General features: G+C 59.9%; 18 protein-coding genes and 1 pseudogene. 11 read left to right on the plus strand and 8 right to left on the minus strand.

All coding sequences use genetic code 11. The annotated features are described in order from the left end of the window. Positions 1–333: 333 nt before the first annotated feature. Complete coding sequence (locus KBY08_RS00105; RefSeq protein ID WP_024660277.1) at positions 334–1,056, minus strand: haloacid dehalogenase type II; 723 nt, start codon at positions 1,054–1,056, stop codon at positions 334–336. Positions 1,057–1,211: 155 nt separating this feature from the next. On the opposite strand from KBY08_RS00105, the gene KBY08_RS00110 reads away from it, so the two are divergent. Both KBY08_RS00110 and KBY08_RS00115 read left to right on the plus strand, forming a co-directional pair. Beyond that, positions 1,212–2,207, plus strand: coding sequence for an aldo/keto reductase (locus tag KBY08_RS00110; RefSeq protein WP_024641998.1), 996 nt, complete (start codon positions 1,212–1,214; stop codon positions 2,205–2,207). Between the two features lie 266 nt (positions 2,208–2,473). After that, on the plus strand, positions 2,474–4,114 hold the full coding sequence (locus KBY08_RS00115) for a methyl-accepting chemotaxis protein (RefSeq protein WP_111522418.1): 1,641 nt from the start codon (positions 2,474–2,476) through the stop codon (positions 4,112–4,114). A 73-nt stretch (positions 4,115–4,187) separates the two neighbouring features. On the opposite strand, the gene KBY08_RS00120 is transcribed toward KBY08_RS00115, so the two are convergent. The 5 genes from KBY08_RS00120 to KBY08_RS00140 form a co-directional block, all read right to left on the minus strand. Then, entirely contained in the window at positions 4,188–5,387 is a 1,200-nt protein-coding gene (locus KBY08_RS00120) for an MFS transporter (RefSeq protein WP_024660452.1), read from the minus strand. A gap of 329 nt (positions 5,388–5,716) precedes the next feature. Beyond that, positions 5,717–7,009 (minus strand): PQQ-dependent sugar dehydrogenase, encoded by a 1,293-nt coding sequence (locus KBY08_RS00125; protein WP_024639214.1) that lies wholly within the window; start codon positions 7,007–7,009, stop codon positions 5,717–5,719. Further along, positions 7,006–7,434 (minus strand): DUF2231 domain-containing protein, encoded by a 429-nt coding sequence (locus KBY08_RS00130; protein ID WP_024659604.1) that lies wholly within the window; start codon positions 7,432–7,434, stop codon positions 7,006–7,008. Before KBY08_RS00130 ends, KBY08_RS00125 begins: the two co-directional genes overlap by 4 nt. Positions 7,435–7,580: 146 nt before the next feature. Continuing rightward, on the minus strand, positions 7,581–7,724 hold the full coding sequence (locus tag KBY08_RS00135; protein ID WP_080267559.1) for a DUF2256 domain-containing protein: 144 nt from the start codon (positions 7,722–7,724) through the stop codon (positions 7,581–7,583). Further along, positions 7,721–9,280: a cryptochrome/photolyase family protein gene (locus tag KBY08_RS00140; protein WP_011267236.1), complete on the minus strand. Its 1,560-nt coding sequence runs from the start codon at positions 9,278–9,280 to the stop codon at positions 7,721–7,723. Before KBY08_RS00140 ends, KBY08_RS00135 begins: the two co-directional genes overlap by 4 nt. A gap of 233 nt (positions 9,281–9,513) precedes the next feature. Here KBY08_RS00140 and KBY08_RS00145 point away from each other — a divergent pair, with 233 nt between their 5' ends. Continuing rightward, positions 9,514–11,667 carry a TonB-dependent siderophore receptor gene (locus KBY08_RS00145; protein WP_024659602.1) on the plus strand — a complete coding sequence of 718 codons (2,154 nt, stop codon included), beginning with the start codon at positions 9,514–9,516 and terminating at the stop codon, positions 11,665–11,667. 55 nt (positions 11,668–11,722) lie between these two features. On the opposite strand, the pseudogene KBY08_RS00150 reads toward KBY08_RS00145, so the two are convergent. Then, positions 11,723–11,893, minus strand: a pseudogene (locus KBY08_RS00150) (ArsR family transcriptional regulator); the annotation flags it as partial. A gap of 426 nt (positions 11,894–12,319) precedes the next feature. Here KBY08_RS00150 and KBY08_RS00155 point away from each other — a divergent pair. After that, positions 12,320–12,568, plus strand: coding sequence for a hypothetical protein (locus KBY08_RS00155; protein ID WP_024639210.1), 249 nt, complete (start codon positions 12,320–12,322; stop codon positions 12,566–12,568). 59 nt (positions 12,569–12,627) lie between these two features. After that, a complete protein-coding gene (locus tag KBY08_RS00160; protein ID WP_164990174.1) occupies positions 12,628–15,318 on the plus strand; it encodes a beta-glucosidase in 2,691 nt (896 codons plus the stop codon). Positions 15,319–15,376: 58 nt separating this feature from the next. Here KBY08_RS00160 and KBY08_RS00165 read toward each other — a convergent pair whose 3' ends face one another. After that, a complete protein-coding gene (locus tag KBY08_RS00165; RefSeq protein ID WP_103359765.1) occupies positions 15,377–16,015 on the minus strand; it encodes a TetR/AcrR family transcriptional regulator in 639 nt (212 codons plus the stop codon). 512 nt (positions 16,016–16,527) lie between these two features. On the opposite strand from KBY08_RS00165, the gene KBY08_RS00170 reads away from it, so the two are divergent. From KBY08_RS00170 to KBY08_RS00195, 6 genes are all read left to right on the plus strand, one after another. Then, on the plus strand, positions 16,528–19,398 hold the full coding sequence (locus tag KBY08_RS00170; RefSeq protein ID WP_111522416.1) for a PAS domain-containing protein: 2,871 nt from the start codon (positions 16,528–16,530) through the stop codon (positions 19,396–19,398). Positions 19,399–19,503: 105 nt separating this feature from the next. Next, complete coding sequence (locus KBY08_RS00175; RefSeq protein ID WP_010429686.1) at positions 19,504–20,112, plus strand: TetR/AcrR family transcriptional regulator; 609 nt, start codon at positions 19,504–19,506, stop codon at positions 20,110–20,112. 354 nt (positions 20,113–20,466) lie between these two features. Continuing rightward, on the plus strand, positions 20,467–22,098 hold the full coding sequence (locus tag KBY08_RS00180) for a methyl-accepting chemotaxis protein (RefSeq protein WP_024651275.1): 1,632 nt from the start codon (positions 20,467–20,469) through the stop codon (positions 22,096–22,098). Between the two features lie 105 nt (positions 22,099–22,203). After that, the gene (locus tag KBY08_RS00185) at positions 22,204–23,025 is read left to right on the plus strand and encodes an aldo/keto reductase (RefSeq protein ID WP_003315245.1); all 822 of its coding nucleotides are present in this window, start codon (positions 22,204–22,206) and stop codon (positions 23,023–23,025) included. Positions 23,026–23,197: 172 nt separating this feature from the next. After that, positions 23,198–24,217 (plus strand): transporter, encoded by a 1,020-nt coding sequence (locus KBY08_RS00190; protein WP_024659363.1) that lies wholly within the window; start codon positions 23,198–23,200, stop codon positions 24,215–24,217. 125 nt (positions 24,218–24,342) lie between these two features. Beyond that, positions 24,343–25,959 carry an inorganic phosphate transporter gene (locus tag KBY08_RS00195; protein ID WP_003415783.1) on the plus strand — a complete coding sequence of 539 codons (1,617 nt, stop codon included), beginning with the start codon at positions 24,343–24,345 and terminating at the stop codon, positions 25,957–25,959. Positions 25,960–26,388 lie beyond the last annotated feature (429 nt).

The following is a 26,388-nucleotide window of genomic DNA, read 5'->3' on the forward strand; positions in this document are numbered from 1 at the left end:
GCATACCGCGTGACCAATTGAAACCTCATCTTCCGTTCGAGGGTCAACGACGGGGAACGGCCTGCGCCGGGGTGTCAGCGCCAGGGTGGACCCGATCGGCTGTGACTGCGGAGTCTGTGAACCCGTGACAGTCATTGGCGCTGGGTTTTTGGCCCTGAGCGCCGGGGATAATAACCACGATTTTTGGCGGTGAGGCAAACAAAAAGTTACAAACCGCGAAAGTGTCCGTCAAACGGCACTGCTGTCGCGGCGGGAGAGCCGTTTGAAATTTCAGCGTCGGGCGGCGACTTTTCCCGGCACGCAAAGCGTTGGCGCAACGGCCTAACGGGCGCTTCAGCAATCGAGCGCGTCAGCCGCTTCGGTCAGGGAATCGACCATCACGTCCCAGTCCTGTTCGGCGCTTAGGTCAGACGTCTGGCCTGGCCCGTGCTCGGCGGGACGTCGGACTAAAACGGTCTTGAAGCCATTCGCACGAGCGGCAGTCAGGTCGGCGTTATGCGCAGCCACCATGGCGACGCAATGCGGCGCCAGGCCTACTGCTTTTGCAGACTTCAGGTAGGTCTGGGGCATCGGTTTATAGGTCCCGGCGATCTCCGCACCGACGATAACATCCCAGGGCAATCCGCCGAATTTCGCCAGGTTGAGCATTCCGGCGATGTGTCCGTTCGATAGCGTACCGATCGAGAACCTGCGCTTTAATCGGCTCAGGCCTGCGACCGAGTCAGGCCATGGATCGAGCCGCTCCCAGGCCTTGTTGAGCTCGACGAGCTCGGCGTCGGGGATGCTGCCGAAATCCACCTCATGGCGCGCCAGCACTGTTTCGAGACTCTCCCGGTTGAGCACGTCGAGTGTCACGTACGGGCGCTCACCCGCACGCACGCGCTGCATGGAAGGCTGATAAAGACCCCGCCACTGATCGGCAAAATCAAGGGGATCGACGTCCACGCCATGCCGCTGCAGAAATGGCGCAGCGGCCCGCGCCACGCCGTTTCGCCAGTCGACAACGGTGCCGAATACATCGAAACCGAGAAACCCTATCTGTTCCAGCCTGGCCATATTGCTCTCCCGAATCGTGCACAGTCGCTTATAGTTCTACAGATCTAGAACTATAGAACCAATCGCGTCAAAGCGAGTTGTTCCGGGCAGACGTTGCCCAACTGTAGACGCGAAACGGCTCGGCGGCTGCTCAATCAACGATAGACGGAGGATTCATGGACTACGTAAAGCTTGGCAACACAGGACTGGATATTTCCAGACTGTGCCTGGGATGCATGACATTCGGCGAGCCCGATGCCGGAACGCATCCCTGGACACTGGGCGAAGAAGCAAGCAGACCGATCATCAAACACGCCGTCGAGCAAGGCATCAATTTTTTTGACACGGCCAACAGCTACTCGGCAGGTACTTCGGAAACCATCGTCGGTAAATTGCTCAAAGAGTTCACACGTCGCGACGAGACCGTGATCGCAACGAAGGTGTTCTTTCCGGCAAACATGTGGGAAGGCTCGACCCGCCCCAACGAAAAGGGGCTCTCGCGCAAGGCCATCATGTCCAGTATCGACGCGAGCCTGACCCGGCTCGGCACTGACTATGTCGACCTGTACCAGATCCATCGCTGGGACTATGACACGCCCATCGAAGAAACCATGGAAGCCCTGCACGATGTGGTCAGGGCCGGCAAGGCCAGGTACATCGGCGCGTCTTCCATGTACGCATGGCAGTTCGCCAAGGCCCAGCAGGTCGCGACCGCGCATGGCTGGAGCAGATTCGTCTCGATGCAGAACTACCTGAACCTGGTCTATCGCGAAGAAGAGCGAGAGATGATCCCGCTGTGTATCGATCAGGGGGTCGGCCTGATGCCGTGGAGCCCGATGGCACGCGGCAGGCTGACCAGGCCCCATGGTCAACAGACCGAGCGGACCAGAACCGACGTATCCGGCCAGTCGTTTTACGAGGCGACGGAAAAGGAAGACGGTCGCGTGATCGATGCCGTGGAACAGCTGGCCGCAGAGCGCGGGGTGCCGATGGCGCAAATCGCACTGGCCTGGGTATTGGCCAAGCGCGGTGTATCCGCGCCCATCGTCGGCGCCTCCAAGGCGACGCAACTGGACGATGCCATCGCGGCACTGCAACTGGTGCTCAGTGATGAGGACATCAAACGCCTCGAGGCACCGTACGTGCCCCATGCAGTAACCGGATTCGTCTGACCGACGCAGCAACCCCCCCGTAACCGGCGAACGACATGAGCGTCGCCGGTTACCCGCGGCACAGAGCGACGACGAGGATCCTAAAGATCGCACCCCACGCTTTCGTAACTGTCATACAGTTCTGAAATAACACCTGTCTATGTCACCGTGCGCAAATATCTATTGGGCAGCGAGTCGACTGGACGGTATTGTCAGGCCATTCTGAATAAAGGCTCTTCGCCATTATTTCATCCGACTTCTTCTCTTGCCTCGCTCGGGTTCATTTCATGAAAAATCAGGTTTCTCTGGCTACGCGCATCGGCTTGGGATTCGCCGCTGTCGTCTCGCTGCTCATCTTGATCACAGCCGTTGGCATTCAGCGGGTCGGCTTCATCGACAGTACCCTGGAAGACGTAGGCGAAAATGCCGCCAAGGTGCAACGCTATGCGATCAACTTCCGGGGCAGCGTGCATAACCGTGCGATCGCTCTGCGCGACGCCGTGCTGGTCAACAACGACCAGGACATGGCGCTGCATCTGGCAGAGATGACCCGTCTTGAAAAGGACTATGTCGACTCGGCCGTACCGATGGAGCAGTTGTTCACCAAGCCCAACGTCAGTGCCGAAGAACGCCAGTTGCTGCGTGGCATCAAGGAAATCGAACAGCAAACGCTCAGCTCTACCAAGAGCGTGATTGCCTTGCGCCGTGCCGGAGACATCGCCGGTGCGCAGGCCCTGTTGCTGAGCCAGACCTCCGGTAACTACAGTGAATGGCTGAAGCGCATCAACGCGCTCATCGACCATGAGGAAGCCTCGATCAGGGTCCAGCTGGATAATGTGCAGGCGACCGCCAGCCAGTTCCGCGGCCTGATGCTGCTGGCCACGGCGTTCGCTGTGCTGCTGAGCATCGTACTGTCGGCGTTCATCATCCGCTTCGTGAAAAAGACTCTTGGCGCGGAGCCGGTCGACGTTGCCGAGGCCATTCGCCGACTGGCGGCGGGCGATCTGCAGCAAACCATCACCACGGCGTATCCCGACAGCGTCATGGGCGTGCTGAGAACAGCGCTGAACCGTCTTTCGGAAACCATCACCGACGTACGAATGGCCGCTCAGGAGGTCAGCCAGTCCTCCACCGTGCTGTCGGCGGCCTCCTCCGCCAACAATGCCCAGATCATGGTGCAGACCCGTGAAGCCGAACAGGTGGCCACCGCCATCAGCGAGATGGCCGCGACGGTCAGTGAAGTCTCGGGCTATGCCGCACAGGCCGCGGATGCCGCGCGCCTGGCTGACAGTGAGGTGGCGAGCGGCAACAGCCTCGTTGAAGGTACCACCACTGCCATCGAACAACTGGCGGCCACGCTGACTGAAACGACCAGCACCGTGGAGCAGGTCTCACGGCATGGCGAGGAGATCGAAAAGGTGATCGAGGTGATCAACTCGATTGCCTCACAAACCAACCTGCTGGCCCTCAACGCGGCCATTGAAGCCGCCCGCGCGGGCGAGCATGGCAGAGGTTTTGCGGTGGTCGCCGATGAGGTTCGTTCGCTGGCCAATCGCACCCAGCTGTCGACCCAGGAGATTCAGAACATGATCAGCACGCTGCAGGGTGGTACGGAAACTGCGGCACAGAACATGCGCGACAGCTGTGAACTGGTCAATCGTGCCGTGGAACAGACACGCAATGCCCAAAGCGCCTTGTCGAGAATCAATCAGGAAGTGAGTGCGATCAATCACATGAACGCGCAGATCGCCAGCGCGTCGGTTCAACAGAGTGCGGTGGCAGAAGACGTTGCGATGAACATCACCAGCATTCACGACTCGACACTCAAATCTGCCAATGGATCGCAGCAAGTGGCGACCGCCAGTGAGGAACTGGCGCAGCTCGCGGATCGCCTGACCCGCAAGGTCGCGTTTTTCAAGGCAGGCTGAGGGTGTGAAGAAGGTGTGATGAGGTATCGCGGCGATGGATTCAGCGTCGCCGCGGTCTCTCATTATTGGCAGATCAGTCGGTGCAACTGACCGGCTTTGAGTTGCGCATCGCCAGCATCACGGTGAGCATGGACAGCGCAGCACATACCGCACCGATCACGATGGCAGCGGTAAAGCCGGCCCGACCGGACACCACACCGCCAATGAACGCCCCGCCGCCAATCGACAGATTCACCACACAGACCAGCAACGCCTGAACGCCTTCGACCCGATCATTGGAGGCCTCGAAGCACCAGATCTGCGTGGTGATGGGGATCATCCCGAACGCGAACCCCCAGACCAGAATCACCGGCCAGAGCAGCCACGGGTTACCGACGAACATCAGCAGCGCGGTCAGCGAACCCAGCATCAGCAGGGTCATGATCAGCACCGAGGACGGTGCGCTCCTGGCCGCCAGAGCTCCACCGGCCAGATTACCTGCAACCGCCGCCAGGCCGAAGGCGAAGAGCAATGCGCCCAGGGCCTGACCCTGAATATGCGCGAATTCCTGCACGAAGGGCGCGAGGTAAGTGTAAGCCGCGAAGTGCCCCACATAGATCAACAGTGCGGCAGCGAACATGCGACGAATGCGCTGCTCGCCAGCCAGCGACAACATCTGGCTGATGCCGGCAGAGCGCTCGCCCGGCAACGCAGGCAGGAAGGTTGCAATCAACACCCCCACGGCAACCGTGACCACTGCCGCTGTTTCAAACGCAGCACGCCAGCCAAAGGCTTCACCGATCAACGTGCCGGCCGGAATCCCCGCGACAGTGCCGATCGAGACGCCCGCCAGCACATACGCGGTGGCCTTGACGCCCTCCTTGCCGGGCCTCAAACGCGGCCCGAGTGACCCGGCAATCGTCCAGAATCCCCCCAGCGCGAAGCCGAGCAGGACCCTGCCCGCCAAAGTCAGCCAGAAGTGCGTGGACAACGCGACGATCAGGTTGGAGGCCAGCAATATCGACAGCAGCCCGAGCAGCAGGCGCTTGCGGTCGACATGACTGAACAGGGCAATACAGGACGGCGCCGAGATGGCCGCAAGGATGCCGGGGACGGCCATCATCAAGCCTGTCTGGCTGATGCTGGTTCCCAGGTCGCGAGCGATATCGGGCAGCAGCCCGACCGGCAGAAATTCAGTGGTGACGGTGGCGAACGACCCAAGCGATACGCTGCCAACGGCCCACCATGAAGCGGGTTTTGTTCGTACGTTTCCAGCGGTTTCAAAGCGACTCACAGCGGTTCCAGAATTCAGGGATGTCAGCGACCGGCCGCTCAGGCCAGCGCGTGGAAGCGGCCAACCCTAACGTGTAAGCGCGCATCGAAGCCACCTTGCGAAAGAATTTTGTGTGGATAACGCGAGGTAGGTCCCGCGAAGACGGGCCATCAGGGTGATGCTCCGGGTCGAGGTGGCATCGGTGACGCGGAGCGTCACGAACGGCATTCCCACGCGGCGCATGGGAACGATCAATCACCGGCTATCGTGCCGACGCTCTGGGTCAAGAACGGCGTTCCCAAGCAGAGCTTGGGAACGATTACTCAACAACGACCTCAGGCCATCGTGACCTACTTGTTGCGGGTCACTCTCCAGACGGTGTTTGCCAGGTCGTCAGCGATGATGAGTGCGCCTTTCGGATCAACCGTCACGCCCACTGGCCGGCCGCGCGTCTTGCCGTCAGCTCCGCGGAAACCGGTTGCGAAGTCCACAGGCTCGCCCGCAGGACGCCCATTGCTGAACGGCACGAAGATCACCTTGTAGCCCACCGGGTTATCGCGGTTCCAACTGCCGTGCTCGCCAACGAACACGCCGTCGGCAAACTTGTCGCCCATGGCCGGGATCGAGAACGACACGCCCAGTGCGGCGACGTGCGAACCAAGGCTGTAATCAGGCTTGATCGCCGCAGCGACTTTGGCCGGATTCTGCGGCTGGGCACGCGTGTCGACATTCTGGCCCCAATAGCTGTAAGGCCAGCCGTAAAACGCCCCCTCCTTCACCGAGGTCAGGTAGTCCGGAACCAGATCAGGCCCGAGTTCGTCACGCTCGTTGACCACTGTCCACAGTTGCCCGGTGCCCGGCTGAATCGCCAGTGCCGTCGGGTTGCGCAGACCGGTCGCATAAGGCTTGTGGGCACCGGTGGCGGCGTCGATCTGCCAGACCATTGCCCGATCGATCTCGACCTCCATGCCGCGCTCGGTCACGTTACTGTTCGAGCCGATGCCCACGTACAGGAAACGGCCATCAGGGCTGACGGTCAGCGACTTGGTCCAGTGGTGGTTGATCGCTGCAGGCAAGTCGGTGACCTTGGTCGGTTCACCACTGGCCTTGGTCTGGCCTTCCTGATAATCGAAGCTGACCAGCGCATCCTGATTGGCCACGTACAGCTTGCCGTTCGCGAAGGCCAGGCCATAAGGCGCATTGAGGTTCTCGGCAAACACCGTCTTCAGCTCGTACTTGCCGTCGCCATCGGCGTCTCGCAACAGTGTCAGACGATTACCGCTTTTGACCTTGGTGTTGCCCTCGGCCTTGATGACGCTGGCAATCACGTCCTTGGGCTTGAGCTTGGCGGCGCTGCCGCCGCGCCCTTCGGCAACGATGATGTCGCCGTTGGGCAAAACGATGGACTGACGTGGAATATTCAGATCGCTGGCAATCGCCGTGATGCTGAAACCCTCAGGCACGGCAGGCTTTTGATCGCCCCATGCGGTGGGTTCTGCAATCTTCATGCTCGGCAACAGGCCGCGTTGCGGATCCGGCAGCTTCGGGTCCGGTCCGCGCGCCTGAGTGCTGTCGGCTTCACCACCGCAGGCGCTCAGCAGCAGCGCCATGCTCAATGCAGTCAATGCGTGGATATTTCTCATTCTGCACCTCCGGGACGCAGGCTGGTAAGCCCGGTCCACGTCGCAACGCAGGCCAGAACGGTGACGATGACCGACAGGATCAAGCCCGACGGCATGACCGCCCAAGCGTCTTTCGCATGCTCGAAGGCATTGACCAGACCCAGCACCCAGGTGACCAGCAACAACAGGAAGTACACCACGGGACGACCAGCCTTGTGATCGGCGCGAACCAGATTGACCAACGCGAACAGCAACGCCAGCCCGCAGAACAACAGGCCTCCGGCAATCAGCCAGGCGGCAAAGTTGCTCCACTGAACCTGAAAGGTCTGGTAATAGGCAATATCACTCAGCAAGCCGCCGAGAAACAAAGGCACGGTTCCGGCAAGCAAGGTCGCATGTAGCGGGCCTGGCGTGTAGCGGTAGACGGGATGGGTGGTTACGGTCATGACGGCTCCTTTTCGTTCGGCGACCCTGGATCAACACTCAGTGCGGATGCGCTGGCAGGTCGGGGTCGCGCTGAATGCGCATAAGGAAGGATCATGCTGAGCAAGCGATAGTTCAGCGCTTTTCATTTCGAAATATTTTGAAAACGCTACTGGCTTGCCGTGCGCTTGTTTCGCCGGCAACGCTCAGAGCAATAAAGCACCTCATCCCAGCAGCGCGCCCACTTCTTGCGCCAGGTGAACGGCAGCCCGCAGACCACACAGGTTCTGACTGGCAGCTCGGCCTTTTTCAAAGCGCCTCTCCGGCATCGAGCCTGGCCAGCAGATGCTCGCCACGCGCCCACAGCGCCTGCTGTTTGGGCTCAGCCATGCGATCAAGGTTTTTATAGATAATCGCCATGCGCTGATTGCGACGCAACAGGTCGCCATGGCGCATCAGGAAATGCCAGTACAGCGCATTGAACGGACAGGCATCCTCAGTGGTGCTTTCAGTGACCTTGTACGCACAGCCGCGGCAATAGTCAGACATGCGCTTGATGTACTGGCCGCTGGCGCAATAGGGTTTGGAGCCCAGATAGCCGCCATCGGCATGCATGACCATGCCCAGCGTATTGGGCAGCTCGACCCAGTCGAAGGCATCCATGTAGATCGCCAGGTACCACTCGCAGATCTGCTCCGGCACGATCCCGGCAAGCAGGGCAAAGTTGCCGGTGACCATCAGGCGCTGAATGTGGTGGGCGTAGGCATGCTTCAGGCTCTGGCCGATGGCCTGACTCATGCAGTTCATCTGCGTTTCGCCGGTCCAGTAAAACTCGGGCAGCGGCCGGCTGTTACCGAACAGATTGCCGCTCGCGTAATCAGGCATTTTCAGCCAATAGACGCCACGCACATACTCCCGCCAGCCGATCAGTTGGCGAATGAAACCTTCGGCGGCATTCAGCCCCACCCTGCCCGCCCAGTACGCGGACTCAACGTCACTGCACACCTGGCGTAAATCCAGCAGGCCGATGTTCAACGCAGCACTGATGCGCGCATGAAACAGAAAAGGCTCATCAGTGGCCATCGCGTCCTGATAATCGCCGAAACCGGCCAGGCCGTAATCCAGAAAGTACTCCCACAGCGCCTGGGCATCGGCATGCGTAACCGGATAGTCGAAATTATCCAGCGAGCCGTAATGGCTGGCAAAGCGCTCGCCTACCAGTTTCAGTACCTGGCGGGTAATGGTGTCGGCGGAAAAGCGCAGCGGATAAGGCGCTGCTACGCCCTTGGGCAGCGCCTTGCGGTTCTCGGCATCAAAGTTCCAGGCACCACCGACCGGCGTACCGTCGCCGTTCAACAGCAGCCTGCTTTTGCGGCGCATCTCCCGGTAAAAGAACTCCATGCGCAACTGCTTCTTGCCGTGCGCCCACGACGAGAACTCGTCACGGGAACAAAGAAAGCGTGTATCGGCGTGCCACTGGATGGGCAACCCGCAGTCCTTGATCGACTGTTCCAGACGCCAGTCGCCGCACTCGGTGATGTGCAACTCTTCTGCTCGCAACAGGGCCTGCCAGCGCTGTAACTCACCCGGCACCGACCCGGTGTTCTGCGGATCATCGAGCATGACGTACTGCACCCGAACACCACGCTCACGCAGCGCCTCGGCAAAATGACGCATGGCACTGAAGATCAGCACGATCTTCTGCGGATGATGCGGCACATGACTCGCCTCTTCCATGACCTCGACCATCAGGACCGTGTCGCGCTCGGGGATCAGACCCGCCAAGGATGCGAGATCGAAGGAAAGCTGATCGCCGAGGATCAGGTGGAGACGAGGGGCTTGGGTCAATGGAAGAGGCTCCGCAGCCATAAAAACTTGTACCAATGTAATTTCATGTACAAGATTTTCATAGCGCTTTTCGATGGGGTACCTATCAGACACCCAAAACGACGGCCCCCCGGCCTCAGCGTTGAATGTGAAAATTTTGTTAACTATTTGTTCGCAGTGTCTTTTTCTGTGCGAAACAACCTGTCACACTAATGCGAACCATTATCAACATTATTATCATCCTGCCATGGAGGGCATCAGGGAGTGTCGGGTTCATGTCGGGGCAACAATCGCAAAGCCGTAATCGTTTCACACCGGGTCTGCTGGCCATGGGCATCTGGGCTGCCACTACACAGGCAGCCCTTGGCGCTGAAGAACAGCCCGCCACGACCATGGAGCTGGGCGCCACGCAGATCAGCAGTGATCAACTTGGCTCCACAACCGAGGGCAGTCAGTCCTACACCACCGGCCCGATGCAGACCGCGACCAAGTTGCCGCTGACCATTCGTGAAACGCCGCAGGCCGTGACGGTCGTCACCCGCCAACGCATGGACGATCAGGCCATGACCAGCATCAATGACGTGGTCAGGTATACGCCGGGACTGTTTTTGGACCAGTCCAGCGGGCCGGGCCGGCAAACCTACACGTCGCGCGGTTTCGACATCGACAACATCATGTACGACGGCCTGCCCGCCTCCTACTCGGGCTACACGGCAGGCGTTCAACCCAATCTGGCCATGTTCGATCATGTCGAGGTGATCAGGGGCGCGACTGGCCTGGCGACAGGGTCTGGCAATCCTTCGGCAGCGATCAATATGGTGCGCAAACGCCCTACCGCCGTGCCACAGGTCACCCTCACCGGCACGGTCGGGAGCTGGGACGATTACCGTGGCGTCTTCGATGCGTCCGGCCCACTGAACGACAGCCGCACGGTTCGCGGCCGCATAGTCGGCTCCTACCAGGATGCCAACAGCTTCCGCGACAAGGAAAAGAGCGATCACGGCGTGTTCTACGGGGTGGTCGAAGCCGATCTGAGCGACGCGACGACCGCCACCCTGGGCCTCTCTCGTCAGGAAGACCAGACCAACTACTTCTGGGGCGGCCTGCCTCTGGGTGTCGATGGTCACCACCTGAACCTGCCGCGCTCCACCTATTCCGGCTCGGATTGGGAAAACAAGAAAATCCGGATAGACACCGTGTTCGGTGAGCTGGAGCACCGTTTCGACAACGAATGGAAACTGCGCGTAGCAGGCTCGAGCTCGTCGCTGGACGGCCTGTTTTCGGGGACCTACCTGTCTCGCTACAACGGCCCGCTGGAAACCACGGCCTACCAGTCGAGGCCGGAAGAGCAGCAGAGCGCCTTCGATGTCTACGCCAGTGGGCCGGTCGAAGCCTTCGGCCGCACTCATGAAGTGGTGGTCGGCACCAGCCGGCGCGTGTACGACCAGACCAGCAAGGAGTACAGCCCCTACGACACCGGTCTGCCCATTGCCGCGCCAAAGCCGGACTTCGTTCGCAATGGCAAGACGCACAGCATCGCCACCCAGGACGCGGTCTATCTCACCACACGCCTGAGCCTGGCCGATCCATTGACCCTGATCCTCGGCGGCCGTCTGGACTGGTACGACTACGATGACCGCGTCGGCGATGAAGACTACAAAGTCACCCGTAACCTGACGCGCTACGCAGGGCTGATCTATAAGCTGGATGAACACCACTCGCTGTACACCAGCTACACCGACGTCTTTCAGCCGCAGAGCGCACAGGACCTGTCCGGCAAGGTGCTCAAGCCGGTGGTCGGCGAAAACTATGAAGTCGGTATCAAGGGTGAATACTTCAACGGCGCCCTCAACACCTCCCTGGCGGTGTTCCAGATCGACCAGAAAAACCTCAAGACCCAGTCACCGACCCAGGCAGGCTGCGCGGTTCTGACCTGTTACGACGCTGCCGGTCTGGTACGCAGTCAGGGCATCGAGATGGAGCTGCAAGGCGCGTTGACCGAGAACTGGCAAGTCGGCGCCGGCTACACCTACGCCCGCACCCACTACCTCAAGGATGCCGATCCGGCGAACAAGAACCAGCAATTCAACACCGACACGCCCGAGCATCTGTTCAAGGTATCGACGGTCTATCGCCTGCAGGGTGCACTGGAGAAAATGCGCGTCGGCGGCAACGTCTACTGGCAAAGCCGCATGTACAACGACATCGCGCTCACCGATGGCAGCTATCGCCTGGAACAGGGCAGCTACGCCGTCGCCGACCTGATGGCGGGGTATCAGGTGAGCAAGAACCTCGACCTGCAACTGAACGCCAACAACATATTCGACCGCACCTACTACACGGCGATTGGCGCCAGCTCGGTCTGGGGCTCCACCGACGTCTACGGCAACCCGCGCAGTTATGCGTTGACGGCCAAGTACAGCTTCTGAACCTGAGCCACGCTGCTACCGGGCATACCCGATAGCGGCGTGGTTATCTGAGCGTTTACGCACCGCCTTCCAGACCAAACGCCTTCGCCATCCCGCCTGCCCCTTTGGGCGTCAGCTTCAACGCTCTGGAATCAAGATGTCGACTTACCCACCCACGCTTGAGCATCAGTTCCAGCAGCGCCGCCGATGTGAGGAGACACTCACTCCAGTCCAGACAGGCGTAGGCATTCTTCGGTGGCGTCCGGACTTTATTCGACGGGCCGGACAGCGACGTGATGATACTGACACTCACTGCCAGTATTCAGGCGTCAGCAATACTTGCGCTCATCAGCACGCGACCCCATGAAAACCATCTAAACCGCCAAAAACAGAGTGATCACTCTGCTTTTTAAAAAGAAGATTAATTTCTGTAAAAACACAAAAACCATAAAAATATTGCGTATTAAATTTATATTTTGAAATTAAAGTAATACTAAAACCAAATAGCTGCCATTGAATTTTACCCAACCTCAACTATATAAAATTACATTCGTGTATTTTACCTTTCAGCAATTTTCTGTTTGTCACGCACGCCTTGAATGAACTGTCAGCGGCCCTGAGCTGCTGACTTGCCTGTCTGCCTGTTTCATATTTCTGTTTGGAGATTCTCCCGATGGCCAGCCCCCTGCTGCCTGTTGTTGCCACTTTACTGATGTCCCTTGCCGCCCTCCCGGTGTCTGCCGCTGACGGGCAGAACCCGCTGCCATCCACGTCGAGCGAGCGCCGCGCAGAGGTCGACGCCCAGCGTGAGCAGATCACGGGTGCCGACGCTGCCGTACAGAAAACGCCCAACGGCGCGCAAACGGTGGTGGATGCACCGATCGACACTGCTGACGCCCCTGCCGGCAATGAAGACCACTGAGTGACCCACTGACTGCAACCGATCAATCAATGAATGACGTAAGGAATAACTCCGTGTCCATGATCAAACAAGGCCTGGGCCTGAGCCTGTTGGCGCTCGGTATCGCCCAGGCAGGCAGCGTATTCGCTGTCACGCCGATGACCGGCAATGAAGTGGAAGCGCGCGTAGGCGCGATGCTGGACAACATGACGCAATCGGAAAAAATCAATTTTTCGCGCGTTGACGACGGCCGCATGATTCCCAAGCTGGACAAGTTCAACCTGCAGGGTACGGTCGCCTATGACTCGGCGATGGGCGTACTGGTCGGCGGCAAGACGTTCGGTGCGCAGTACCCTTCCCCGTCAGCACTCGCGGCCACCTGGAGCATTAACCGGGCCAAGGAATTCGGTCTGGCCATTGGCTACGAAACCCGCATCGCAGGCGGTCAGCAGATGCTGTCGCCAGCCATCAACCTGTACCGCACGCCTTTCAACGGTCGGGCGGCTGAGTACATGAGCGGCGAAGATCCGTTTCTCGGCGCAGTACTGGCACCAGCCGTCACCAACGGTATCCAGGTTCAAGGCGTCCAGGCGGCCGCCAAGCATTACCTGATGAACGAGCAGGAAGCGAACCGTCATTATCTGGATGTGAAGATAGACGAACGAGCGATGCAGGAGCTGTACCTGCCGGGCTTCGAATCGCTGGTCAAGAACTCGAATATCGCCTCGATCATGTGCGGCTACAACAAGATCAACGGCGAATACGCGTGTGAAAACCATCACCTCATCACCGATATCCTCAAAGGCCAGTGGGGCTTTCAGGGTAACGTCATGAGCGATTTCAACTCGGTTCAGGACGCCTTCAAAGGCGCCTGGGCCGGCACCGATATCGACATGCCCAGCGGCCTTCAGTTTACCGAAGCCAAACTGCTGCCTTATGTCTGGAACGGTCAGCTGCACCAGAACGTAATCGACGACAAGGTGCGCAGGAACCTGAGAGCGCTGGTCAGCTACGGTTTTGACAAGGGGATCAACAAGGCGCAGCCACTGGAGCATCGTGAATACGGTCAACTGGCGGCCTTGAACGTGGCCAGAGAATCGATCGTCCTGCTGCGCAACGAGCCAGTGGACGGGCAGAAACCTCTACTGCCGTTGCCGAGAAACGCGAAGATCGCCGTCATTGGCGACATGGCCATGCAGCCGCCGACCGCGCCGTTCGGTACTGCCTATTCGGCGCCGGCCAGTTATGTCACCGAAGTGAGCGGACTCAAGCAACTGGCGTCTGACCCGTCCAACGTGGACTACCTGCCACAGATGAGCCTCAACCCTAAATCGTCGGTCTGGTATCAGCCAGGCAGTGACCAGCAGGCGATCAGCAATACCGGCGTAAAAGCCGAGTACTACGCCAACACCTCGCTGTCCGGCGACCCGGTGGCAACTCGCATCGAGCCGGGCGTCAACCTGGACTGGATTACCAACACCAACGTCACTGATTACGGCAGCAGCGCGGTCAACGGCTACAGCCCTTCAGCCGGTTCGTTCTCGGCCCGTTTCACTGGCAAGATCAAACCGACGATCACCGGGCCGCAGGTGTTCAAGGTCCGCGCGGACGGCGCCTATAAACTCTGGATCAACGATGAGCTGGTGCTTGAGGACGAGGGTTCGCAAGTCTCGTTCGACCTGATTCCAGTGGTTCCGCGGACGGTTAAAACCCTGAATCTCAAGGCTGGCAGCGAATACAACGTGCGCCTCGAATACCGCCGGCTCAAGGGCAACTTCACTCCGGTACTGGGCGGCATGAACGGCGTACAGATGAGCTGGGCAGCGTTGCGACCACCGAAGAATCTGGGGGATTACGACGCTGTCGTGGTAGCCGCCGGCAATAACTTCGAATACGAGGGTGAGTCACTCGATCGTCCGTTCGAACTGCCGCAATTCCAGTCCGAGCTGATCGGTTTCATTCAGAAAGCCAACCCGAAAACCATCGTGGTACTGCACGGTGGCGGTGGCATGGACATGCAGCCGTGGGCTGACAAGGTAGCCGCGTCTCTGCACGCCTGGTATCCAGGGCAACAGGGCGGTCAGGCACTGGCTGAAATACTGTTCGGCAAGGTCAATCCATCGGGCAAGCTGCCGATCACGCTGGACAAGAAGGCACAGGACAATCCGAGCTATGCGTCGTACTCGAACCCGGTGCCGTACTATTTCAGCAGCCCTAATCCGCCTGTCGAGATGAGCTACAGCGAAGGCCTGTACCTGGGCTATCGCGGTTACGACAAGAAGCACACCAAACCGCTCTACCCATTCGGTTTCGGGCTTTCGTATACCACCTATGCGTACAGCGATCTGAAGCTGTCGAGCAACGTGCTGGCACCGGGCGCGACCATTCAGGCGTCGTTCACGGTGACCAACACGGGTGACAAGGCCGGTTTTGAAGTGGCTCAGGTGTACGTGCAGCCTTCAAAGCCGCTGGTTGATCGTCCAGAGAAAGAGCTGAAGGGCTTTTCCAAGGTTTACCTGAAGCCTGGCGAAAGCAAGACCGTGACCATTGCGCTGGACTCGCGCTCGTTCGCGTACTACTCAACCAACTCGGTGAGCTGGAACGTTGACCCTGGCAAGTTCAAGGTGCTGGTGGGCAAGGACTCGGAAAACCTGGCGCTCGACCGCACGGTTGTAGCGCTGTACCCGGAGCAATTGACCACTCGCGACTCCAACCCGCTGCCGATCCCGCTGCGCAAGGCCGTACAGGTCAAGGCAGAACAGGCTTACTAAGCCAACGGCATCGGTGGTCGACAGGACCACCGATGCCTGTCTGGTAAATGCTCGCAGCTCAGCGTGCCGCCAGATCCCGCGCCAGTCGCTCGAGAAACCTGGCAAACCCCTCCTCTATCTGCACATCCCCTGGCGATCGAAGCCATTGAATCTGCATGCCATCCATCATGGCGGCTATCTCCAGGCTGATCTGCCTTGCGTCGATATCCGCCCGAATTTCGCCTGCCTCGACCAGCAACTTCAGATGCGCCTGAAGATGGCCGTGCACAATCGCAAAACGCTCGCTGAACCAGCGGTGTGCAGGATGCGTGACCGACAGACTTTCAGTGTTGATGATCATCAGCGCCTGGCTGACCGCGGCGTCTTCGATACTGAAACTCATGACCTGCTTCAGAAACGACAGGAACCCCTGCAGAGAAGCGACCTGATCGGCATCCTGCAGCCGGCCGGCAATGTACTGGTCGCGATGTTCGAGAACAGCTTGCAGCAGCACCAGTTTGGTCGGGAAATGGTGCAGCAGGCCGACCTGAGAGAGACCCGCTACCTTGGCAATGTTGGTCAGCGAGGCGCCGGCATAACCATCCCGAGCGAAAAGGGTCATGGCCGCCTTGATGATCTCGGCCTTGCGCACCTCGCCCTTGGGCAGGCGACGCTTGGTGGGTGCAGGAGTAGCGGGACTGTTTACATCGATGGACATACGAAGGGCACGTTTCGCATAACGAAAGGGTAAATCCTAGCACGCGTTCCGAAAAACCCCGAAAAAAGGCTGACTCGAAAGCCCCACCCGCATCAGGTAATGAGCAATGTGTGCAGCCTGCAAACAAAGTTGTTACCCAGGCCTGACATTCTCTAAAGAAAGCCGCCCCCAGGCCGATGAATACCCGGGAAAATCGCTGCGCCTTTGAACATGTCCCCGGAACCAGCGCAGGACACAATGGCTGTTTTAAATTCTGATCCTTCGAAACCCGATTCGTCGGCAGGTGTCCACTGACGCAGCCACTGCGCTGCAGTCACGGCAGGACGTGAGCTCAGGCGCGGCAATGACTGTATGGTGGTCGCCATAGAAAGACGCCCATCAGGCACTGCCTGCCGAGGGAAAGCAGACCGTGCAAAGCAGGCCATCGGCAAGTTTCCGCCCATGCCAAACATAACGTGTGAGCGGGAGGCGCTCTGAAAGACCTGACAAGAGAAGAGCTGGAGGCGCAGATCGTGGACCTGCGCAGAACGCTTGAAGAAGCCGGCATCGACGCCGCAACAAATACCTGTCGGCCCTCAGCCGTCGCCCGGGCGGCACGCCAGCGCGCAGTCTTTGACAGCGCGATGGATTTCGCCATGATCCTGACCGATGGCAACGGCATCATCACCGACTGGAACCCTGGCGCAGAGCAGGTTCTGGGCTGGACCCAGGAAGAGATGGTCGGTCAGAGCGCCAAGCGTTTCTTTACGCCCGAAGACCTGGCCAGCAACCGGGTCGAACATGAAATGCAGCTTGCGCTGAGCGTAGGCCGGGCGTCGGACGAGCGCTGGCACCTGCGCAAGGACGGTGAGCTGTTCTGGGCATCAGGCGAGATGATGCCGCTCTACGATGAGAACAATACCCACCTCGGTTTCGTGAAAATCCTGCGCGACCGTACCCGCGAGCATCTGGCCGGCCGCGCGACCGAAGAAGCCCAGGAACGTTACCGGCTGGCCGCCAAGGCGACCAATGACTCGATCTGGGACTGGGACTTTGCAACCAATCTGGTGCTCTGGAACGACGCGCTGGAAGAGGCTTACGGCCACCCGCTGGCAACCCTGGACAAGTCCGGTGACTGGTGGATGGGCCAGATCCATCCCGACGACCGCACCCGCGTATACAACTCCATTCATGCCGTGATCGACGGCAATGGCACTGCCTGGACAGACGAATACCGCTTTCGTCGTCTGGACGGGTCCTATGCCGACGTACTGGACCGCGGTCATGTGATACGCGATATCGACGGCCAGGCGGTGCGCATGATCGGCGCAATGCTCGACATGTCGCAGATGCGCAAGGCCGAGACCGCGCTGCGCCAGAGCGAAGAGCGCTCGAGGGCCATGCTGGAGACCATCGAAGCCGCATTCGCCATCATTCAGGTCAGGTTCGATGCCGATGACAGCCCGGTGGACTACCGCTTCATCGAGGCCAACCCTGCCTTTGAACGTCAGGCCGGTGTCGATTTGCGCGGCAAGTGGGTGACCGAGTTCGCGCCGGACCTGGAGCGGTTCTGGTTCGAAGCCTATGGCAACGTCGCCAAAACCGGCGAGCCTGCCAGCTTCGAGAACTATGCCAAGGCGTTCGAGCGCTGGTTCGAAGTCAAGGCGGTGCGTGTCGGTGAACCGGCTGATCGGCAGATTGCGGTGATCTTCAGCGATGTGACGGCGCGACGCGATGCCGAGGAGCGCTTGCGCACCAGCGAGGCCGTCGCACGCGAAAACATCGACCGCGTTCAGCTCGCCCTGGCCGCCGGTGCAATCATCGGCACCTGGCACTGGGACTTGCCGACCGATCGCTTTACCGTCGACGAAGCCTTCGCCAAGGCCTTCGGTCTGGACCCCGCGCTGGGCCGTGAAGGCCTGAGTCTGGAGCAAGTCATTGCCACTGTTCACCCGGAAGACAAGCAAGGCCTGATCACTGCGATCAATGCGGTCATCACCAACGGGCGTGTTTACGCCCACCAGTACCGCGTTCGTCGTACTGATGGCATCTACTACTGGATCGAAGCCAACGGCCGGGTCGATCGGGCCGAGGATGGCACACCATTGAGCTTTCCCGGCGTGCTCATCAACGTTGACGAACGACGCGCCGTGGCGGCAGAACGCGACCGTGCCACTGCCGCGCTGCGTGCCCTCAACGACACGCTTGAGCAACGCGTGGCAGCGCGCACCACCGAGCTCATGCAGGCCGAAGAGAAGCTGCGCCAGTCGCAGAAAATGGAAGCGGTCGGGCAACTGACCGGTGGCCTCGCCCACGACTTCAACAACCTGCTGGCAGGCATTTCCGGGGCTCTGGAACTGATGGGCACCCGGATCGAGCAAGGGCGCTGGGGCGAGGTCGACAAGTACATCGTGACGGCCCAGGGCGCGGCCAAACGTGCCGCGGCTCTGACGCACCGGCTGCTGGCCTTCTCTCGACGCCAGACCCTGGACCCGCAGCCGACTGACGTGAACAGGCTGATGAAAGGCATGACCGACCTGATCCAGCGCACCGTCGGCCCCAGCATCGTGGTCGAGACCCTGGGTGCCACGGGGCTGTGGCCGACACTGGTCGACGCCAGCCAGCTGGAAAACGCGCTGCTGAACCTGTGCATCAACGCCCGCGATGCCATGCCGGACGGCGGACGCATCACCATCGAGGCGAGCAACCGCTGGATAGACGGCGATGTGGCACGCGCACACGATATGCCTGAGGGCCATTATCTGTCGCTGTGCGTCACCGATACCGGTACCGGCATGACGCCTGATGTCATCGCCAAGGCATTCGACCCGTTCTTCACCACCAAACCCATTGGCCAGGGCACCGGGCTGGGTCTGTCGATGATTTACGGGTTCGCCAATCAGTCTGGCGGACGGGTGCGTATTCAGTCAGAGGTCGGCAAGGGAACCGCGATATCCCTGTACCTGCCCCGCTACGACGGCACTGCGGCCAGAGACGAAGGCGATGTGCACAAGACACCGTTCGAGTTCACCCAGTCCGGGGAAACCATCCTGATCGTGGACGACGAACCCACGGTGCGCATGCTGCTCACCGACGCCCTCGGCGACCTGGGCTATACGCTGATCGAAGCCGCCGACAGCCTGGCTGGCCTGAAGCTGCTGCGTTCGGATGTGCATATCGACCTGCTTATCACTGACGTGGGCTTGCCGGGCGGCATGAACGGACGACAAATGGCCGATGCCGGACGCGAGGTCCGCCCGCATCTGAAGACCCTGTTCATCACCGGCTACGCGGAAAACGCTGCCATCGGTGACGAACAGCTCGGTCCAGGAATGCGCGTACTGACCAAGCCGTTTGCGATTGAAGCGTTGGCAGCCAGAGTCCAGGAACTGATGGGTGCCTGAGTAAACGGCCCGGTGCAACCCTGCCCCGGGCCGTCAACATTGAGCGCTGCGCAAACCCGGTGCTAACATGCGCGACCGCCATGCAGGCAAGGGAACAACCGGGTCATGAGCAGTATCCGCGAGCGCAACAAAGAACTCATCCTGCGCGCTGCCAGCGAGGAATTCGCCGACAAGGGCTTCGCCGCCAGCAAGACCAGCGATATCGCGGCCAAAGCCGGTGTCCCCAAGCCCAACGTCTATTACTACTTCAAATCCAAGGAAAACCTCTATCGCGAGGTGCTGGAAAGCATCATCGAGCCCATTCTGCGTGCGTCGACGCCCTTCAACCCCGAAGGCGTGCCTGCCGAAGTCCTCAGCCGCTATATCCGTTCGAAAATCCAGATTTCCCGTGATCTGCCCTTCGCCTCGAAAGTGTTCGCCAGCGAGATCATGCATGGCGCCCCGCACCTGACAGCGCAGCAGATCGAACAGCTCAATGGCCAGGCACGGCACAACATCGAATGCATCCAGGCCTGGATCGACAGCGGACAGATCGCCCCGCTCGATCCTCATCACCTGATGTTCACCATCTGGGCCGCGACCCAGACCTACGCCGATTTCGACTGGCAGATCGCAACGGTCACCGGCAAGGCAAAACTGCAGGATGCCGATTACGAGGCGGCCACCCGGACCATCCTCAGGCTGGTGCTCAAAGGCTGCGAGCCGGACCGCTGAACCCACCCTGCTTTCCTGCAGACGCAAAAAACCCGCCGAAGCGGGTGGTTTTGCAACATGACCATTCCGACATCCTGTCAGTAGCCTCCTGGCAATGGTCGATCCTCCCTGATCACTGCGGCGTTCCTTCGCTGCAGCTGTTGAATTGGATCCTACATTCACTGAGGGTCAGTCGATAGAGCCAATCGCGTCTGTTGCTGTAAGCCTTTCGCCATACCCGTGTACGCCGCTAAAAAGTGTGACCGACCGCTCATGTTTGGTCATTACGCGCCGAGATGCTTGAAAGGCCCTGAATCGCGCGCTGCGCGGATCAGAGTCATCAGAAGAAAAAAAATAATGCATGGGATGCCGATCATGAGTATGCGCAGTTTGTCCATCAGCCGCCGTCTGTGGCTGATTCTTGTCGTTTCAGTACTGATGCTCTTCGTCCTTTCGGCGACGCTGCTCAGGCAACTGCATAATGACCTGTATCAGGCCAAGGCCGAGAAAACCATGCATGTGGTGCAGACGGCCAGCGGCATCCTCTCCTTCTATCAAGGGCTTGAAGCGGCGGGCGGCATGACCCGCGAGGCTGCGCAACAGCAAGCCTTGAAAGAGATAAAGAGCCTGCGTTACAGCCAGAGCGACTACTTCTGGATCAACGACCTGCGCCCGGTGATGATCATGCACCCCACCAACGCCAAGCTCGAAGGCCAGGATCTATCGACCATCAAGGACCCGGACGGCTTTGCGGTGTTCAATGAAATGGTCACGCTGGTCAAAGCCCAGGGTGCCGGGATGGTCAATTATCGCTGGCCCAAGCCCGGTGCCAGCGAGCCGGTGAAAAAGACCTCCTACGTGCAGCTGTTTCAGCCATGGGGCTGGATTCTGGGGTCCGGCGTTTACGTGGATGACGTAGCGGCAGAGTTCAAGACCCAACTGTGGAACGCCGGGATGTTCATCGCCGGCATCGTGCTGATCATGGTGTTGCTGCTGGTCACGATCGTGCGCAGCATTGTGCGCCCTCTCAGAGCGGCGGTCGGTGCGATGGCCAGCATTGCCAGTGGCGAGAGCGATCTGACCCGCACGCTGGAAACCCACGGCAAGGATGAAATAACCGAGCTGGGTACGCACTTCAATGCCTTTGTCGCCAAGCTGCGCAATGTCGTCGGTCAGTTGCAGCACTCGGCTGTGGCGCTGGGCCAGGCCTCGACCGATCTGGGCAGCGACGCCGAACAGGCGCAGAGCCGCAGCGAGCAACAATCGCAACAGATGGACCTGGTTGCCACTGCGGTCAACGAAGTGACCTACGGCGTGCAGGACGTGGCCAAGAACGCTGAACATGCCGCCAGCGAAATGCGCGATGCCGAGTCACAGGCACAGCAGGGTCAAATCAATATCGATAACAGCCTGCGCCAGATCGAACACCTCTCCAGCACCATCGGTCAGGCCGTGCAAGTGATGCAGAGCCTGGCCAGCGAGAGCACGCAGATCGGCAGCGTACTGGAAGTGATCAGTTCGATTGCCGAGCAGACCAACCTGCTGGCGCTGAACGCCGCCATCGAGGCAGCGCGTGCCGGCGAACAGGGCCGCGGCTTTGCCGTAGTGGCCGACGAAGTGCGTCTGCTGGCCCAGCGCACGCAGAAATCGACCGCAGAAATCCAGTCAATGATCGAACGCCTGCAAAAGCATTCCGATGCAGCGGTCAAGGTGATCGGTGACAGCAGCCGCTCTTCGCAGTTGACCATCGAGCAGGCCAATCAGGCCGGCCAGAGCCTGACCTCCATCAGTCAGGCGCTGCGCAACCTCAACAGCCTGAATGCATCGATCGCCAGCGCCACCCTGCAGCAGACGCACGTGGTGGATGACATCAACCAGAACGTCACCCAGGCCGCGCAACTGTCCCAGAGCACCGCACTGGCCGCCGAACAATCGACTTCGGCCAGTCTGCACCTGCGCGGGTTGAGCGAAGAGTTGAACACCTTGCTGAAGCAGTTCCGGGTTTAAATCTGCATTGTCATTGGGGTGTCACGGAACCTCGTGCGCCTCTTGTTGCCTGAGACCTGCTTATTCAACCGCTCATTAGCTGCTTATTTAATTGCAGGGGGTCACATGCGCACACTGGAACTGGCAGGCAGAACCGTACCAGTGCTGGGTCAGGGCACCTGGCACATGGGTGAAAAAGGGCATCAGCGCTCGGCAGAAATCGCCGGCCTGTGCCTTGGTATCGAACAGGGCCTGACCCTGATCGACACCGCCGAGATGTACGCCGATGGCGCTGCCGAGGAAATCGTCGGGCAAGCCATTGCCGGACAGCGGGACAAGGTATTCGTGGTCAGCAAGGTCTACCCGCACAACGCCAGCCGCGCCGGTATTCCAACCGCGTGCGAGGCCAGCCTGCGGCGCATGAACACCGACTACATCGATCTGTACTTGCTGCACTGGCCAGGCCAGTACCCGCTGACCGAGACGGTCGAGGCATTCGAGCGTCTGCGTGAAGCGGGCAAAATCGGTGCCTGGGGGGTGTCCAACTTTGATGTGCCGGACATGATCGAGCTCAACAACCCGCGTTGTGCCACCAATCAGGTGCTCTACAACCCGGAGCAGCGCGGCATCGAGTTCGACCTGATGCTGTGGAGCGCAGACCGTCATCTGCCCTTGATGGCTTACTGCCCGATCGGCCAGGCTGGCGATCTGCTCTACCACCCTGCCCTGCACGAAATCGCCAAACGCCACGATGCAACACCGGCGCAGATTTCCCTGGCGTGGGTGCTTCGCCAGGACAACATGATCGCCATTCCCAAGGCGACCAACCCGGAACACATTCGTCTGAACATCGCTGCCGAGCAGATTCGTCTGACCGAGCGCGATCTGGCCGATATCGATCTGGCATGGCCTGCGCCGACTCGCAAGGTGCCGTTGGCGATGGTCTGACCGCTGTCGAGGCGGTAGCGAGCTGTCGATTGACTGAACGGCTGCCCATGCAGTCGTTTCTCGATCTGGCGGATGTCACACCCGGCAACAAGCTGTCACAAATATGAAATAACGCCTTGTCATCATGCGGCCTTCGCCTCCCCTGCCCGGGCCAGGCCGCGCGTGGACAGCCATGAACCACAGTATCGCTCACCACCATCAGGACTCCGACCTTTTCGGTCTGCTCTACGGCTTCCGTTTTCGCCATGGTGAAAGTGGCCAGGAAATCGGTTCGGCCGCCGCGCTGGATTACCTGCAAAACCCTCCCGAAGAAAACGGCTTCATCTGGCTGCACCTGAACCTCTCGCACGCGGCCTGCGAACGCTGGATGAAAGCGCAGCTGGACCTTCCGGAAGAGTTTTTCGAAGCATTGCACGAGGGCTCGAGTTCGACGCGGATCGAGCACGTGGATACCACGCTGCTGGCGGTCGTCAACGATGTGGTGTTCGACTTCAACAGGCTCTCGACGGATATTTCCACCCTGTGGGTCTGTGCCCGCCAGCGTTTGCTGATCACCGCCCGGCTGCAGCCGCTGCGTTCGGTGGACAAGCTGCGCTCGGCGGTCAAGCGCGGCGAACAATTCGACTCACCGCTGGAGCTCCTCGCCCACCTGCTGAGCGATCAGGGCGAAGTACTGACGCAGTTCCTGCGCAAGACCAGCGTCAACGTCGACCGCATCGAAGACCAGTTGCTTTCGCAGCGACTGAGCAACAATCGCTCCGAACTCGGCGCCATGCGCCGGGTGCTGGTCCGTCTGCAACGCCTGCTGGCGCTGGAGCCCGGCTCGTTGATGCGCCTGTTGCACAAACCTCCGCAATGGCTGCGCGAACAGGATGTTCAGGCGTTGCGTCAGTCCATCGAAGAGTCCTCACTGGTGATCAACGACCTTACGGCGCTGGGCGAGCGCATCAAACTGTTGCAGGAAGAAATTGCCGCCAACCTCAACGAACAGAGCAGCAGAACCCTGTTTACCCTGACCGTGGTGACTGTTCTGGCCTTGCCGATCAACATCGTCGCCGGCTTTTTCGGCATGAACGTGGGCGGCGTACCGCTGGCCTCTGACCCTGAGGGCTTCTGGATTCTGGTAGCGCTGGTCGCGACCTTCACGCTGGTCGCCGGGCGCTGGGCATTCCGCAAACGCGGCGATTACTGAATAAGCACCCGCACCCGCCGGTTGTCAGAAAACCGGCGCAAAAGCGCAATCAATTGTTACATGTCTCACCGCTGTCACATTTTGCAATGACCATGTCAATATTCTTTCAATCCAGGATTGCGAACATGGCTACAAACGCACTGTCTCCAGACGCTCTCGGCAAGGCGAGCCTGTCAGCGAGTCAATTCGGTCGCAAGCCCAGCCGAATGACCATGATACTTTTCTTCACGATACTCATCGCAGGCTTGCTGTTCACCGGCTACAGCCTCAAACAGGACGTTGACGACATGGGCACGGTGGTCACCACCTGGACCCCGTTCGTGCTGTTGGGTGTAGCGTTGTTGATCGCCTTGGGCTTCGAATTCGTCAACGGCTTTCATGACACGGCCAACGCCGTCGCCACCGTGATCTACACCCACTCCCTGCCGCCCGGCTTTGCAGTGGTCTGGTCAGGCTTCTTCAATTTTCTCGGCGTGATGTTTTCCAGCGGCGCGGTGGCATTCGGCATCATTGCCCTGCTGCCGGTGGAACTGATCCTGCAAACCGGCTCATCGGCGGGCTTCGCGATGATCTTCGCGCTGTTGATCGCGGCGATCATCTGGAACCTCGGCACCTGGTGGCTGGGTCTGCCGGCGTCCTCGTCACACACGCTGATCGGTTCGATCATCGGGGTCGGCATCGCCAACGCCCTGATGCACGGGCGAGACGGCACCAGCGGCGTGGACTGGTCGCAGGCCACCAAGATCGGTTACTCACTGTTGCTCTCGCCCCTGGTGGGTTTCGGCTGTGCGGCGTTGCTGTTGCTGGCCATGCGCATGTTCATCAAGAACCGCGCGCTGTACAAGGCTCCGGAAGGCAACGCGCCGCCACCGTTGTGGATTCGCGCCATGCTGATCGTGACCTGCACGGGCGTGTCGTTCGCGCATGGCTCCAACGATGGGCAGAAAGGCATGGGCCTGATCATGCTGATTCTGGTCGGCACACTGCCGATGGCTTATGCGCTGAACCGCACCATGCCCGCCGAACAGGCTACCCAGTTCGCTGCTGTGGCTGAAGTAACCCAGCAGGCGTTGATCCGCAGCGTCCCTCAACCGGCCCCGGGAGATGCGCGCAAGACGCTGTCGGATTACCTGGTCAGCAAGGAAGCGAGCCCTGAACTGATCCCTGCGCTGGCGGTGATGGCTGGCAAGATCGGCGATCAGGTCGCCAGTTATGGCTCGCTGTCGAAGGTGCCTGCCGAAGCCGTGACCAACGTCCGTAACGACATGTACCTGACCTCGGAAACCATCCGCCTGATGGAGAAAAACAAGGTCGGCGATTTCGACGCGAACACCAAGACCAAGCTTGAGGCGTTCAAGGGGCAGATCGACAGTGCCACGCGGTTCATTCCGACCTGGGTCAAGATTGTCGTGGCCATCGCCCTGGGGCTGGGCACGATGGTCGGCTGGAAGCGTATCGTGGTGACGGTGGGCGAGCGCATCGGCAAGACGCACATGACTTACGCCCAGGGCGCGTCGGCAGAGGTTGTGGCGATGTTCACGATCGGCGCGGCGGACATGTATGGGCTGCCGGTATCCACTACGCATGTGCTGTCGTCCGGCGTGGCCGGTTCAATGGTCGCCAATGGCTCGGGGCTGCAAATGCGTACCCTGCGTAATCTGGCCACTGCCTGGGTGCTGACCCTGCCGGCGGCGATCCTCTTGTCAGGTTCGTTGTATTGGGTGTTCAGCAAGCTGTTCTGATGCCTGCTGCGTCCGCCCCCGCTTTGACTATCGTGCCGACGCTCTGCGTCGGCATGCAGTTCGTGACGCTCTGCGTCACACAGCGGATCTGTGACATCAGGTGGATTAGAGTTCGACTCAAGTCACCTTTTCGCCCCTCGGCGACTCACTTTGAGGGACCAAAGTGAGCAAAGTCCTTCGCTCCTGTTTCCGGCCCGACTTCGTCGGGTTCCTTCGCGGTTGAAAAGCACTTTAGAGTAGTCGGGCTAGAGGCACGGCCCGGAACCTGATGACTATCGTTCCTCACGCTCCGCGTGGGAATGCAGTTCGTGACGCTCCGCGTCACACAGCGGTTCTGCGACATCAGCTGGATTGACGTTCGGCTCAGGTCACCTTTTCGCCCCTCGGCGACCTACTTTGATGGGGCCAAAGTAGGCAAACCCCCTCGCT

Origin of the sequence: Pseudomonas sp. P135 (assembly GCF_020312125.1) — a bacterium.
In the GTDB taxonomy this organism is placed as follows: Bacteria; Pseudomonadota; Gammaproteobacteria; order Pseudomonadales; family Pseudomonadaceae; genus Aquipseudomonas; species Aquipseudomonas fragariae.

Excerpts from the sequence above, each read along its gene's own strand:
- KBY08_RS00105 (WP_024660277.1), bottom strand. The coding sequence starts at position 1,056 with ATGGCCAGGCTGGAACAGATAGGGTTTCTCGGTTTCGATGTATTCGGC.
- KBY08_RS00110 (WP_024641998.1), top strand. The coding sequence starts at position 1,212 with ATGGACTACGTAAAGCTTGGCAACACAGGACTGGATATTTCCAGACTG.
- KBY08_RS00115 (WP_111522418.1), top strand. The coding sequence starts at position 2,474 with ATGAAAAATCAGGTTTCTCTGGCTACGCGCATCGGCTTGGGATTCGCC.
- KBY08_RS00125 (WP_024639214.1), bottom strand. The coding sequence starts at position 7,009 with ATGAGAAATATCCACGCATTGACTGCATTGAGCATGGCGCTGCTGCTG.
- KBY08_RS00130 (WP_024659604.1), bottom strand. The coding sequence starts at position 7,434 with ATGACCGTAACCACCCATCCCGTCTACCGCTACACGCCAGGCCCGCTA.
- KBY08_RS00140 (WP_011267236.1), bottom strand. The coding sequence starts at position 9,280 with ATGGCTGCGGAGCCTCTTCCATTGACCCAAGCCCCTCGTCTCCACCTG.
- KBY08_RS00145 (WP_024659602.1), top strand. The coding sequence starts at position 9,514 with ATGTCGGGGCAACAATCGCAAAGCCGTAATCGTTTCACACCGGGTCTG.
- KBY08_RS00155 (WP_024639210.1), top strand. The coding sequence starts at position 12,320 with ATGGCCAGCCCCCTGCTGCCTGTTGTTGCCACTTTACTGATGTCCCTT.
- KBY08_RS00160 (WP_164990174.1), top strand. The coding sequence starts at position 12,628 with ATGATCAAACAAGGCCTGGGCCTGAGCCTGTTGGCGCTCGGTATCGCC.
- KBY08_RS00165 (WP_103359765.1), bottom strand. The coding sequence starts at position 16,015 with ATGTCCATCGATGTAAACAGTCCCGCTACTCCTGCACCCACCAAGCGT.
- KBY08_RS00175 (WP_010429686.1), top strand. The coding sequence starts at position 19,504 with ATGAGCAGTATCCGCGAGCGCAACAAAGAACTCATCCTGCGCGCTGCC.
- KBY08_RS00180 (WP_024651275.1), top strand. The coding sequence starts at position 20,467 with ATGAGTATGCGCAGTTTGTCCATCAGCCGCCGTCTGTGGCTGATTCTT.
- KBY08_RS00185 (WP_003315245.1), top strand. The coding sequence starts at position 22,204 with ATGCGCACACTGGAACTGGCAGGCAGAACCGTACCAGTGCTGGGTCAG.
- KBY08_RS00190 (WP_024659363.1), top strand. The coding sequence starts at position 23,198 with ATGAACCACAGTATCGCTCACCACCATCAGGACTCCGACCTTTTCGGT.
- KBY08_RS00195 (WP_003415783.1), top strand. The coding sequence starts at position 24,343 with ATGGCTACAAACGCACTGTCTCCAGACGCTCTCGGCAAGGCGAGCCTG.